Raw genomic sequence first — 12,787 nt, 5'->3', positions numbered from 1 at the left:
GTATAACTAGAATTTAGCATCTAAAATATCAAGTTTCCCCTAAAGAATAATTAGTTTTGTGATTAGTTGTTTTTTATGGCGCCAAATAACATAAAGAACAGGGTTGTTACCACTTGTCAAGAAACCCGAAAAACAGATTATGAAATTTACCAAATTAGACCAAGGACTAAGGTCTTTGCTGAATAGCAATCTAGACCCTGAAACAAAATCATGGTTACATTCAAAGTTAGAGTTAATTGTAGGTTCGAGTTCCGCTAAGGAACTTTATATGACCTATAGTTTATTGGCCAGTAAAATAGATGCGAACAAAACTTTGCAACTAGGCTCCGATACCGATGAAGTAACCGCGTATCTGCGAACACAAAGTGCAAGTACCTTAGAGATAGCGAGAATCTATCTTTTGATAGAGGTGCTGAAAGCCGATGCCGCTTTTTTTACGCCTAAAGTGGCCAACCTGATTCAGGTGGCCGATACGGGCGAACTCGAGACGTTTTTAAAGTATCTGATGCTTTTGCCCGACGCCGAAAACTACAAGCAGACGGCAGTGGAGGCTTTGCGTACCAACATAGCTACGATTTTTGAGGCTATTAGCATGCAGAATCCCTATCCGGCAAAATACTTCAATGATCAGCAATGGAACCAAATGTACTTGAAAGCGGCTTTTATGCAATTGGATCTTTCCAATATTTTGAGTATTGATGAGCGTGCCAATAAAGATTTGGCCCGTATTATATCGGACTATGCCCATGAACGATGGGCGGCTTCCCGAGAAATCGACCCCTTGTTCTGGAGACCTGTTGCGGCATTTTTAGACGACAATCTCCTAAAGGATATGCAACGCCTGTTCACAAGTGACAATCCCGTAGAAAACAAGGTGGCGGCATTGTGTTGTTATAATTCCGAAGCGCCCAAGGCGAAAGAATTATTGGCGCAGTACCCTCAATTGCAGTCAGAAGTAGCGAATGAAAAAATTACCTGGAATAATATAAAAGCTTAATATGGAAGATAAAATGATGATAATCGACCCGCATGTGCATATGTCATCGCGGACTACGGATGATTATGAAGCTATGGCCGCGGCCGGAGTAGTGGCTATAATAGAACCTTCGTTCTGGTTGGGCCAACCGAGAACACAAGTTGGCTCTTTTCAAGATTATTACAGTAGCCTGGTCGGTTGGGAGCCTTTTAGGGCCAGCCAATTTGGTATTCAACATTATTGCACCATAGGGCTGAATTCAAAAGAGGCCAATAACGAGGCCTTGGCAGAACAGGTTATTGAGCTTTTGCCCCTGTATGTACATAAGCAAAATGTGGTGGCTATTGGTGAAATCGGTTATGACGATCAAACCCCGGCAGAGGACAAGTATTTTCGTCTACAGTTGGAAATGGCCAAAGAACTGGGTATGGTCGTTCAGGTACATACGCCACACCGTGATAAAAAAGCGGGTACCTTAAAAAGTATGGAAGTTTGTTTGGAACATGGCCTTGATCCCTCTAAGGTGGTTATTGACCATAACAACGAAGAAACCGTAAAAGATGTGCTTGATAGAGGTTTTATCGCAGCGTTCACTATTTACCCTAAAACCAAAATGGGCAACGAACGCATGGTAGAGGTCGTTAAAAAATATGGCAGTGACAATATAATCGTCGATAGCTCCGCAGATTGGGGCGTTAGTGATCCTTTGGCGGTGCCGAAGACCGCTAACCTTATGTTGAAAAGAGGTATAGCCCGGGAAGACGTAGTAAAGACTTGCTACCAAAATGCCTTGGATATCTTTGGTTCCAATGGTAAAATGAAGGAAGAGCACTGGCTGAATCCTAAGGGGGTCAATCAGGCCCAGCTTTTTAATGATAATAGTGTTCTGAGGGGGCAGGAACCTCGAATAGATTCAGACCAGATTACATAATGAATCGCACGTTTCTTGGCTATGCTCGTTTGGCAAGACCTGCTAATTTGCCCACGGCCGCGGCCGATATATTGGCCGGTGTGGCTATTGGGGGTGTTTTTGCAGGGGGTGTTCAAAGCGATTTTATAGGGTCTATTGTTTTTCTGAATGTCGTGTATTTGGTATGCTCGTCCGTCTTTCTTTACGCCGGAGGGGTGATTCTTAACGATGTTTTTGATTTTAAGCTCGATAAGGTCGAACGGCCCGAACGGCCTATACCTAGTGGCGTAGTGCCATTGCGTTCGGCCGCCATATATGGAGGGCTTACTTTAACCATCGGTGTAGGACTGGCCTTTTTGGTATCCCAACTGTCTGGTATCGTGGCCTTGGCACTGGCACTGGCCATTCTACTTTACGATGCGATCGCTAAAAGATATGATTTCTTCGGCCCCTTGAGTATGGGCCTATGTAGGGGAATAAACCTGCTGTTGGGCGTGTCCGTTCTGGGCAACTTCGATTATTGGTTTATGGCCCTCATCCCTATCGTTTATATATTTGCGATTACCCTGATAAGCAGGGGGGAAGTACATGGGAAAAACAAAAACCATATCGTATTGGCAGGCGTGCTTTATGCTACGGTCGTTTTGGCCGTGGGATCCATCGCCTTTTTGTATACGGATGCCCGTATATTTCCGTTATTGTTTTTGGTATTGTTTGCGTTCACGGTTTTTAGACCTTTGATAAAGGCATATACCGTTAACTCTCCCGAGAATATCAAAAAAGCCGTTATGGCGGGAGTCATAGCGCTAATTTTACTCGATTCGTCTATTGCCGTTGCATTTTCCGATTGGTGGTACGGATTGTGTATATTGGCATTACTGCCCGTTTCAATGGGCTTGTCTAAATTATTTGCCGTTACCTAAGGTCAATTTATTATTGGCGTTCAAAAGAAATACAATGTTTAAAACTATAGAGCAGAAGTTTGAGGTTTCCTATCGATATGGCCTCCATTTTACAGAAAACCTTTTCGGGACTACGAATACCTTGTTCAGGGATATTATAAAAGCATACAAAAACGAGCCCGTAAAGCTGCTTTTTGTAATTGATGATGGCGTAGCGCTTGCCCATCCGCAACTCGTACAGAGTATAGAGACTTACTGTCGGAACTACCAAGAAAACTTGGTACATATGAAAAGTATGGTCGTTCAAGGGGGCGAGGCGTGTAAGAACGATCAAAGTCAGGTCGAAGATATTCTCAAAGCCGTTAGTGAGTATGCTATTTGCCGCCATTCTTTTGTCGTGGTTATTGGTGGGGGTGCCGTTATAGATATGACGGGGTATGCCGCCGCGATAGCGCATAGAGGGGTGAAATTGATTCGTATACCAACGACCGTACTTTCCCAGGACGATTCTGCCGTTGGGGTAAAGAATAGCGTAAATGCCTTCGGAAAGAAGAATTTCATAGGAACCTTTGCGCCTCCTTATGCTATCATTAACGATACGGACTTTCTTAAGACTTTAGAGCAACGCGATTGGATCGCCGGTATTTCTGAAGCCTTAAAAGTGGCGTTGATCAAGGATGCCGTCTTTTTTGAATACATAGAGAAAAACGCACACCTCTTGCGCGATAGAAATATGGAAGCCATGCAGTATGCCATTTATAGGTGTGCCGAAATGCATATGCACCATATCGCCCAAGGAGGAGATCCTTTTGAAAGTGGATCGTCCCGACCTCTTGATTTCGGACATTGGGCGGCCCATAAATTGGAATATATGACCAATTACGCGCTTCGCCACGGTGAAGCCGTTGCAAAAGGTATTGTATTAGATGTGGCCTATGCCCATTTGATCGGTCTGATAAACGAGAATGATCTAAACCGCATTGTACGCGTCTTTCAGAACATTGGTTTCGACTTGAGTTTTCCATTGGCTTCCGCGAAGGAGGTAGACGAACTGCTTAACGGAATTGAGGAATTTAGGGAACACTTGGGCGGTGAGCTTACGATTACCCTGATTTCAGATATTGGTGTAAAACACGACGTTCATGAAATTGACCGGGAGACTATGAAAAAAGCACTGGATGTAGTAAACGAAATTTCTAAACTTAAAGTAGAGTAACTTGCGCATAGATAATAATTTTCAACTTACGTATTGTACCAATATCCATCCCGGATTCGATTGGAAGACCACTTTTGATAGTCTTAAAGAGCACGTTCCGCGGATAAAGGGCAAAGTGTCTTCGGATAAACCCTTTGGCTTGGGCCTGCGGTTGTCCAATAAGGCGAGTGAGGAGCTCGATATGGATGGAAACCTAGAGGAGTTCAAGCAATGGATGGCGGAAAACCAAGTATATGTGTTTACGATGAACGGTTTTCCTTATGGAAACTTTCATAACGAGCGGGTCAAAGACGATGTTCATGCACCCGATTGGACAACATTGGAACGCCTGACGTATACCAAACGAATGTTCGATCAATTGGCGGCCTTGCTTCCCGACGGTATTTCTGGAGGGATTTCTACCTCTCCCGTGAGCTATAAATATTGGCATACTACGGAAGACGCTACGAAATCGGCTTTTGAAAGCGGGGCGAAAAATATGATAGAGGTGGCCATGCATCTCAATGAAATAGAGCGGCAGACCGGAAAATATTTGCACCTTGATATAGAACCTGAGCCCGACGGAATGCTGGAGAACAGTGACGAGGTGCTGGGCTTTTTTGCAGATTACCTTTTGCCTATCGGTACATCGGTAATTGTCAAAAAACTAGGGGTAGATGCGGAAACGGCCGAGAAAATGATACGTCGTCACCTAACCGTTTGCTACGATATCTGTCATTTTTCATTGGCTTTTGAGGAGCCGACCGATACCTTTGAAAAACTCGCTGAAGCGGGAATCGTTATCGGGAAAATTCAGGTAAGTGCCGCCTTGAAGATTCTTTCGAACCCCTCAGGGAACGATGAAATATGGAAGGCTTTGACACTTTTTGATGAGCCTACCTATCTCCATCAGGTTACCGAGAAAATCGCGGGAAAGGTGGTGACCTATAACGACCTGCCTGTTGTACTTAAGGATAAAAAGGAATTTCAAGAATTGCGGGCGCATTTTCATGTGCCTATATTTTTAGAACGTTTTGGTGCGTTGGATTCGACCCAAGACCATATTCTAAAGGTGATGGAGTATGTAAAGAAGCATCCCGTTTCAGAACATTTGGAAATAGAAACCTATACTTGGGATGTGCTTCCAGCGGCCTTAAAAAAAGACCTTTCAGAGTCTATCATTAGGGAAATCGATTGGTTTGTAGAAAAGTTTTAGAAGATGAAAAAAACGCTAGTGATCAATGTTGTGGGCCTTACCCAACGTCTTATCGGGGAGTATACCCCCTTTATTGAGTCTTTTTTAAAAAAAGGCAAGTCGGCCTATATCAGTCCTGTTTTACCGGCGGTTACTTGCTCGGCCCAGTCTACCTATCTGACCGGGAAAACCCCATCGGAACACGGTATAGTGGGGAATGGATGGTATTTTAAGGAGGAATGCGAAGTGAAATTCTGGCGCCAATCGAATAAATTGGTGCAGAGCGAAAAGCTTTGGGACGAGCTAAAAAAAGAAGATGAGCATTTTACCTGTGCCAACCATTTCTGGTGGTACAATATGTATTCTAATGTAGATTATAGTTTAACGCCACGGCCCAATTACTTGGCGGATGGGCGAAAGATTCCCGATGTGTATTCGTATCCCCCTGAACTGAGGGATACCTTGCAGGAAGAGTTGGGTACCTTCCCTTTATTCCAGTTTTGGGGGCCGAAAACTTCTATTAAATCGAGTAAATGGATTGCCGATGCGGCCATTCGTACCGATGAAATGCATAACCCGACCCTGTCATTGGTTTACCTTCCGCATTTAGATTACAATTTGCAGCGACACGGCCTTGATTTTGCCAAGATCAAAAAGGATCTTAAGGAGATAGATGGGGTAGTGGAGCAGTTGGTAACGCATTTTCAGCAGCGTAATGCACGTATTGTATTGCTGTCTGAATATGGTATTACCGATGTGGGCAATCCTATTCATTTGAACAGGATTTTGCGTTCCAAAGGCTATATCGCCATACGGGAAGAACGCGGATTGGAGTTGTTAGATGCAGGGCAGAGCAAGGCCTTTGCGGTAGCGGACCACCAAATAGCCCATGTTTATTTGAACGACCCTTCGGTAAAGTTGGAAGTTAAGGCTTTGTTGGAATCGGTTTCGGGGGTAGAAATGGTATTGACAGGGGAAGAACTGCAAAAGGTCAATTTGCAACATGAACGTTGTGGTGACCTTGTGGTTGTGGCCGATGCGGACTCATGGTTTACCTACTATTTTTGGCTAGACGATGCAAAGGCCCCCGACTATGCGCGCATGGTGGATATTCACAAGAAACCGGGTTATGATCCGGTGGAAATGTTGACGGATCCTAAGGATAAATTGGTGATGGCCAAGGTTATCGGTAAATTGTTGAAGAAGAAATTGGGATTCAGGACGGTAATGAACATTATACCCTTGGATGCTACCTTGGTAAAGGGGTCGCATGGTAGGATTCCGGAAGATAGGGCTGATTTTCCTATTTTGATCACCGATCAGATCAATGCTACTTTTGACGATGCTATTGAAGCGACCGACGTATACCGCATTTTGAAAAACCATGTAACCGAAGATATATGAGGTATTTTTTTAAAATATTGGGCTTTGTGTTTACGGCCTTGTTTCTATGGTCGGCCTATGTTCAGAATAACGACCCCGATGCCCTTTTATGGTATGGTATTTATGGCCTTGCCGCAGTAGCTTCGCTATTGTTCGCTATGGATAGGTTGAATTTTTCCGTGGCGGCTGTCTTGGGTGTGCTTTATTTGATAGGAACCATTGTTTCTTGGCCCGAAAAATTTGAAGGTTTTACCATTGGTGAAGGTGATATCGTAAATATTGAAAGAGGTCGGGAAGCTTGTGGTCTACTGATCGTGGCCTTGGTTATGTTTACCTATATGTGGCGTGAACGGTATGTAAAAAGGAAATTAAAGGTCTAGGTCAAAAGTTTGGCGCAGCAAATCTATGGCGGGGTTTTTCTCCCGTAATTTTTGATATTTTTCTTCTGGGGTAAACGCAAACTTTTTGGCTACGGTTTCGTTTACGGTTATTTTCAGTTCAATAAAGTAGTTGTTGAGTTTTTTTCTCAGGTACTCCATCAGGTCGTATTGCTCTCGCTCAATCTCCTTTTTCATGGTACCGTTGGGAAGCTCGATCCAAATGGTTTTTTCTTGAAGCAGTTTAGGTACATCGGCATTGAGGTTGGAAGCCAGTATTTTCTTGCCCTCTAAATCGATTTTGTCAACAAAATCGGCCCAGTGCTTCTGCATTTCCTCTTCGGTAAATGGATCTTTGGGTAGCTTACTTTCGTCAATGGTCTCGTCTTTTCGGCTTAGCTCGTGCTCTTTTTTAATCTTTAAGCTTGAAAGGGAGAGTCCTGATACCCTTTTGCCGCCGATATTGAGTTTTTTTGCCGGAGGTGTTTCCGCTTGGGCCCCGGTTTCGGGCTTAGGCTCTGCCACTGCGGCCGAGCTTGGAACTTCTTTTGGGCTTTCTTGGGGGCGATAGTGGGCTTGTTCTTCCTTGTGCTTTGCTTCTGCGGGGGTAGGGGATGCTGCTGGCGATTGTTCTTGAGCAGTGCTTTCCCCAGGAGTTTTTTGCAGGGCATTGTTATTGTTTCCTTTAAAAAAAGAAGCGGGAGCGATAAAGTCAGGACTAGGGCCTGTTAAGACGTTGTGTTCAGAATTTTTTTTTTCAGCCTCAAAATCAATAGAAGCTAGTTTCATCAAGGTAAGTTCTACCAGTAGCCGCTGGTTCTTACTGGTCTTGTACTTGAGGTCGCAATCGTTGGCAATGTTCAAGGCTTGCAATAGAAAACCGTTGGAGGTCTTCTTTGATTGCTCTAGATAGTTCTGTTTGGCTACGTCGCCAACTTCTAGCAGGTTTATGGTGTCTTGGTGTTGGCATACCATAAGGTCCCTGAAATGCGATGCAAGGCCGCTGATAAAGTGATGGCCGTCAAAACCTAGTGACAAGGTTTTGTTGAACAAAAGCAATAATTGGGGAATGTTGTGTTCTAAAATCAAATCGGTTGCCGAGAAATAGGTGTCGTAGTCAAGAACGTTAAGGTTTTCTGTAACGGCTTTTCTGGTCAATTCCTTTCCTGAAAAACTAACGACCCTGTCAAAAATGGAGAGGGCATCCCTCATGGCACCGTCCGCTTTTTGGGCTATAATGTGCAAAGCGTCGTCATCAGCAACAATGCCTTGGTTTTCGGCTATGTATTTTAGGTATTCGGCGGCGTCTTTGACGGTAATTCGCTTGAAATCAAAAATTTGACAACGCGAAAGTATCGTAGGTATGATTTTGTGCTTCTCGGTGGTCGCCAAAATAAAAATGGCGTGCTTTGGTGGCTCTTCCAAGGTTTTTAGAAAAGCGTTGAAAGCCGATTGCGAGAGCATATGCACCTCATCGATGATATATACTTTGTATTTGCCGACTTGGGGCGGGATACGTACCTGGTCGATAAGGTTACGGATATCGTCTACCGAGTTGTTCGAAGCGGCATCGAGTTCAAAAATATTGAAGGCAAAATCTTCACCTTCACGTTCGGTACCATCTGAATTGATCTGTTTGGCCAAAATACGCGCACAGGTAGTTTTACCAACTCCCCTGGGGCCACAGAATAAAAGGGCCTGTGCCAAATGATTGTGTTCAATGGCATTGGTAAGGGTATTGGTAATGGCCTGTTGTCCCACAACATCCCTAAATGTCTGGGGTCTATATTTACGTGCCGATACAATAAAGGGTTCCAAAAGAAACTACGGTTTAGAATTTACGTTCACTCGAATGTGCAAATATAAAAATAGGATTGGTAAGAGGGTTTTATTTCGACAAGATAAAGTCTTTATTTATCAACAATTGTTCTAATTTTGCGGGTTGAGCAGGTCACCTTATCGCTGCCGTAAAAACGGGAGAGGAAAGTCCGGACACCATAGTGCAGCATAGCGGGTAACGCCCGTCGTCCGTTTAACGGAAAGGACAAGTGCAGCAGAAAGTATGTACAGGTAATGCTGTAGTGAAACCAGGTAAACTCTATGCGGTGAAACGCCATGTAAATCGGTACTTGAGGGTTGCACGCCCGAGCCGAAGGGTAGGCGGTTAGAGGCCAGCAGTAATGTTGGTACTAGATAAATGATAGGGAAGTCCCTAGGGACTTAACAGAATCCGGCTTATGGCCTGCTTTTTTATTTTTTTAGCTCAGAGGGTGACTGGTTCGGGCCAGGCAAAAAAGCTAAAAATGCTACCTCCGTACTTTCGTTTTTCCACAAAATGTTCAAGATGCGATAAGTCCATGTGGTTCGAGTGCTCAATGATGAGTAGCCCGTTATCTAACAATAGTCCGTTTTCGAATACCTTTTGGGGAATTTTTTCAAAAGACTCTATGGGAAGGCCGTAAGGAGGGTCGGCAAATATAATCGTTGCTTTTTCACGTGATTTTTCAAGATAGGTAAAAACATCGCTTTTAAATGCGGCAATGCCCATCTCAAGGGCGTCGGAGGTGTCGTTAATGAATTTTACACAGCCATAATCGGCATCTACCGCGCTTATGTTTTTGGTGCCCCGGGAGGCGAATTCATAGCTGATATTTCCGGTGCCCGAAAAAAGATCTACTACGGTGAGCTCGTCAAAATAATAGCGGTTGTTCAAAATGTTGAATAGGGCCTCCTTGGCCATATCCGTGGTGGGGCGAACCGGAAGTTTCTTGGGAGCGCTTATTCGCTTGCCCTTATGTGTGCCTGAAATGATGCGCATTAAAAAGCGTTTATAACGGTGAAATCTATGGTCTCTTCTTTAGGGTTTAAGTGAGGCTGCTCAGAGAAGGAGGGATAAAATATCGAGACGTTCTTTGCGTAATTGTAGCAAAGCGTGTAGATGTCATCGCCTTCTTCAATCTGGCCGAAAAGTTTTATGAAAACGGACTCGGTATCGAGTTCAAGTTGCTCTAAGGTAAAAAGCAGGTAGTATAAAAAATCTTCTTTGGTGATGAAGGTAAAACTGTTGTAGAGTAAAAGTTTCTTTCCGGAGATTATGGTAACGTCCATCTGTTGTTCCGAGATAAGAACGTAACATGTGGGCTCTTTAGAGGTAATATGGCTGTTCATTAGTGATTCCACCAATACAGTTCCGTTATGCTTAAAAGTAAATTCACCGAAAAGGTCGTAAATATAATTGTTGATATTTACAAAAGGAACATAGACGTTAATGATATCAAAGCTATCGAGTTCATCATAGGCCAGGTGGTCATTGGCCAGTATTTTGGTGTTGAACTTTAGGTAGTTGGCCAGTTCTTCTTCGTTGAACAAGGGTTTCGGAACTAGGCTAAAGAGGTTGTTGCGGTGTACTACCACAACTTCTGAATACCGGTTTTGTTCTATTTTGTGGGAGGAGAAAAGAAGCTTTAGGCGTTTTAATGCCTCATAGGGCGTCAATCTTTTGGCAAAGACTACGCTCTCGGCACTTACAATGGAATTTTCTACAGTATTGAGGATACAAAAAGAAAGTCCATTCAAGCTAACTTGAATGGACAGTTTTTTGAAATCTTCCACTAGTTCTCCAGTGTTATTTTTTGTCTCCTTTTTTATCATATATAGGGGGCCAGTTTCCGTTGGTACTGACTTCGTCTAAAGATCCAACTTTGATATAAGGTCCGTTTACTTCTTCAACACCAACCTCGGCTTTTTCTTTCTTAAGGAGGGTTTCAGGCTGGTCATACAATACAACAGCCTTGTCAACCTTAGCTTCAAAAACAGGGGCTTTGTAATTTCCTTTAGTAAGAATCGAAGCTTTCATTTCGAATTTCTCACCACCTTTTGCAAAAGGTACTTCCATTAGGGTTTTGTAGCGGTTGTCACTTTTGAAAAGTGAGTCTTTAACCGATACCGTACCTAGGGTGTCTATAATTCTCACTTCTCTAAGCATATCGATGCCGTAAGTCTTATCGAATTCCATATAAGATGAATCTCTCTGCTGGGTAATGGTATAATGAGCAGTATCGATAAACTTAATCAAACTGTTAAAGTCGTTAGCGTATTTTCTGTTGACTGTTTTGTAGGCCTCCTGCGCATTTTTAATGTCTTTCAATTTGGCGATAACCTGCCCGAAACGTTCTTCCTTCACTTTATTGAATTCGATGGGCCCTGTAACTGATTGGTATATAAGATATCCCAAACCTATACAAGCTATCCACAGTACAATTTGAATTATGGTCTTCATTTCTTAAGTGTTAATTATATTTTAGTGGTTGTCACAAATCTACAATTTTTTTTCAATCGCAAAAGTTTTTCGCCCAAAAATCCTGTTTATATTTGAGGTCTATGACAATGTTGACCGATGCATCTTTTTATAAAATTCTCAAGGAAAAATTTCCACACGAACCTACGCTGAAGCAGGCTATAGCCTTAGAAAAGTTGGCCATCTTTATACTTTCAAAGCGAAAGGAGGACGTATTCCTTCTAAAAGGCTTTGCGGGTACGGGTAAAACCACCCTTGTCGGAACCTTGGTCAACAGCCTTTGGAAAACCACCATGAAAGCCGTACTTATGGCCCCGACGGGACGTGCGGCCAAGGTAATGTCGAACTACGCCAATACGCAATCCTTTACGATCCATAGAAAGATCTACTTCCCTAAGAAACAGGGGGGTGGGGGAATACAGTTTGTCTTGGCGCCCAACAAGCACCGCAATACCATATTTATCGTCGATGAGGCGTCTATGATACCCGATGCACCCACCGATTCAAAGCTCTTTGAAAACGGTTCTTTGTTAGATGACCTGATACAGTTTGTGTATTCGGGACATAACTGTAAGCTTATTTTAATCGGTGATACCGCCCAATTGCCACCGGTGCACTTAGATTTGAGTCCGGCCTTGGATCCCGATAAACTGGCCTTAAATTATAATAAGGAAGTCATACGATTGGAACTTGACGAGGTGGTGCGCCAGGCTGAAAATTCCGGGATTTTGGTTAACGCCACCCTGCTTCGTGAGCAATTACAAGGAAGTTTCTTTGAAAATTTTCAATTTCACCTCGATACCTACAAGGATATCGTCAGGCTCGTTGATGGATATGAAATACAGGAAGCCATTGACAACAGTTATTCGGAAAACGGAAAGGAAGAGACCGCATTTATCGTGCGCTCCAACAAAAGGGCCAACCTCTATAATGAAAACATCCGCAGTCGGATCTTGTTTCTAGAGAACGAGTTGGCCGTGGGTGATTATATGATGGTGGTCAAGAACAACTATTTTTGGCTGAGTCCGAATACGGAGGCGGGTTTTATTGCCAATGGGGATATCATAGAGGTGCTCGAGATCTTTGCCATTAAAGAACTGTACGGCTTTCGATTTGCCGAAGTGAAGGTGCAAATGGTAGATTATCCCAATCAAAAACCTTTTGAAACGGTACTTCTGTTAGATACCATAAAGGCCGAAACGCCCTCATTGCCCTATGAAGAAGGCAATAGGTTGTATCAGGAGGTAATGAAGGACTACGCCAACGAAAGTTCAAAGTACAAGAAGTTTTTGGGAGTAAAGAATAATAAGTATTTTAATGCGCTACAGGTCAAGTTTTCCTATGCCATCACCTGTCATAAATCACAGGGAGGGCAGTGGAATACGGTTTTCGTGGAGCAGCCCTACTTGCCGAACGGTGTGGATAAAGAGTATTTGCGCTGGTTGTATACCGCCGTAACAAGGGCCAAAAAACAATTGTACCTTATCGGATTTAAGGATGATTTTTTTGTTGATTCGGAATAGGCTAAATTCGTATAGGTAAAGGGCTAGTT

The 12,787-nt window shown here is 43.4% G+C and carries 12 protein-coding genes and 1 other RNA gene; 9 read left to right on the top strand and 4 right to left on the bottom strand.

Features of this window, described 5'->3' with window-relative positions; genetic code table 11:
* Positions 1–139 precede the first annotated feature (139 nt).
* The 7 genes from BW980_RS17985 to BW980_RS17955 are packed head-to-tail and all read left to right on the top strand — an operon-like array spanning position 140 to position 6,941.
* Positions 140–997 carry an EboA domain-containing protein gene (locus BW980_RS17985; protein ID WP_076456667.1) on the top strand — a complete coding sequence of 286 codons (858 nt, stop codon included), beginning with the start codon at positions 140–142 and terminating at the stop codon, positions 995–997.
* A 1-nt stretch (position 998) separates the two neighbouring features.
* Positions 999–1,907 (top strand): TatD family hydrolase, encoded by a 909-nt coding sequence (locus BW980_RS17980; protein ID WP_076456554.1) that lies wholly within the window; start codon positions 999–1,001, stop codon positions 1,905–1,907.
* A complete protein-coding gene (gene eboC, locus BW980_RS17975) occupies positions 1,907–2,809 on the top strand; it encodes a UbiA-like protein EboC (RefSeq protein WP_076456553.1) in 903 nt (300 codons plus the stop codon). Before BW980_RS17980 ends, eboC begins: the two co-directional genes overlap by 1 nt.
* A gap of 34 nt (positions 2,810–2,843) precedes the next feature.
* Positions 2,844–4,004 (top strand): 3-dehydroquinate synthase, encoded by a 1,161-nt coding sequence (locus tag BW980_RS17970; protein ID WP_076456552.1) that lies wholly within the window; start codon positions 2,844–2,846, stop codon positions 4,002–4,004.
* A gap of 1 nt (position 4,005) precedes the next feature.
* Positions 4,006–5,199 (top strand): metabolite traffic protein EboE, encoded by a 1,194-nt coding sequence (eboE, locus tag BW980_RS17965; RefSeq protein ID WP_076456551.1) that lies wholly within the window; start codon positions 4,006–4,008, stop codon positions 5,197–5,199.
* Positions 5,200–5,202: 3 nt separating this feature from the next.
* Positions 5,203–6,582, top strand: a complete 1,380-nt coding sequence (locus BW980_RS17960; protein ID WP_076456550.1) for an alkaline phosphatase family protein — start codon at positions 5,203–5,205, stop codon at positions 6,580–6,582.
* Positions 6,579–6,941 carry a transmembrane 220 family protein gene (locus BW980_RS17955; protein WP_076456549.1) on the top strand — a complete coding sequence of 121 codons (363 nt, stop codon included), beginning with the start codon at positions 6,579–6,581 and terminating at the stop codon, positions 6,939–6,941. The genes BW980_RS17960 and BW980_RS17955 overlap by 4 nt, the downstream gene beginning before the upstream one ends.
* On the opposite strand, the gene BW980_RS17950 is transcribed toward BW980_RS17955, so the two are convergent.
* The gene (locus tag BW980_RS17950) at positions 6,930–8,756 is read right to left on the bottom strand and encodes a DNA polymerase III subunit gamma/tau (protein ID WP_076456548.1); all 1,827 of its coding nucleotides are present in this window, start codon (positions 8,754–8,756) and stop codon (positions 6,930–6,932) included. The genes BW980_RS17955 and BW980_RS17950 overlap by 12 nt on opposite strands.
* A gap of 125 nt (positions 8,757–8,881) precedes the next feature.
* Between BW980_RS17950 and rnpB the strand changes: the two genes are divergently transcribed.
* An RNA gene (gene rnpB, locus BW980_RS17945) (RNase P RNA component class A) lies at positions 8,882–9,191 on the top strand.
* A gap of 10 nt (positions 9,192–9,201) precedes the next feature.
* Here the strand turns inward: rnpB and BW980_RS17940 are convergent.
* Genes BW980_RS17940 through BW980_RS17930 form a run of 3 tightly spaced genes read right to left on the bottom strand, consistent with a single transcriptional unit; the run spans position 9,202 to position 11,217 of the window.
* On the bottom strand, positions 9,202–9,756 hold the full coding sequence (locus BW980_RS17940) for an RsmD family RNA methyltransferase (protein WP_076456547.1): 555 nt from the start codon (positions 9,754–9,756) through the stop codon (positions 9,202–9,204).
* Entirely contained in the window at positions 9,756–10,589 is an 834-nt protein-coding gene (locus BW980_RS17935) for a DUF3822 family protein (RefSeq protein WP_076456546.1), read from the bottom strand. The genes BW980_RS17940 and BW980_RS17935 overlap by 1 nt, the downstream gene beginning before the upstream one ends.
* A complete protein-coding gene (locus tag BW980_RS17930) occupies positions 10,564–11,217 on the bottom strand; it encodes a hypothetical protein (RefSeq protein ID WP_076456545.1) in 654 nt (217 codons plus the stop codon). The genes BW980_RS17935 and BW980_RS17930 overlap by 26 nt, the downstream gene beginning before the upstream one ends.
* A gap of 101 nt (positions 11,218–11,318) precedes the next feature.
* Between BW980_RS17930 and BW980_RS17925 the strand changes: the two genes are divergently transcribed.
* Positions 11,319–12,758 carry an ATP-dependent DNA helicase gene (locus BW980_RS17925; protein ID WP_076456544.1) on the top strand — a complete coding sequence of 480 codons (1,440 nt, stop codon included), beginning with the start codon at positions 11,319–11,321 and terminating at the stop codon, positions 12,756–12,758.
* The last annotated feature ends 29 nt before the right edge of the window (positions 12,759–12,787 follow it).

The sequence above is a fragment of the Zobellia uliginosa genome, assembly GCF_900156625.1.
In the GTDB taxonomy this organism is placed as follows: Bacteria; Bacteroidota; Bacteroidia; order Flavobacteriales; family Flavobacteriaceae; genus Zobellia; species Zobellia uliginosa.
This window is presented reverse-complemented; position numbering and strand designations above follow the sequence as displayed.